Raw genomic sequence first — 225 nt, 5'->3', positions numbered from 1 at the left:
TACGGTAGAGTTATTGATTTAGATCTTTCGAATAGAGCTTTAACTAGCTTGCCAACCAGCCTTACAATTGAAAACTTCGGGTATTTAGAAACGGTAAATCTTGCGGATAACCAATTAGAGGATGTCGCACTAACTTCTTTTGATAATGCCAATGACCAAAAGACACAATTCAATGTTGATAATAACCTCCTATTCTTCGATGAACTTATTGAAAATAGTGAGTAT

General features: G+C 34.7%; 1 protein-coding gene. It reads left to right on the top strand.

Annotation, left to right across the window (positions count from 1 at the left end; genetic code table 11):
• Positions 1-225, top strand: a 225-nt coding sequence (locus tag PL77_RS32045) for a hypothetical protein (RefSeq protein ID WP_044208363.1), incomplete at both ends; no start/stop codon positions are given.

Source organism: Flammeovirga sp. OC4 (assembly GCF_000812565.1).
GTDB lineage: Bacteria > Bacteroidota > Bacteroidia > Cytophagales > Flammeovirgaceae > Flammeovirga.
The sequence above is the reverse complement of the archived record's forward strand: the minus strand, read 5'-3'. Positions and strand labels throughout refer to the sequence as shown.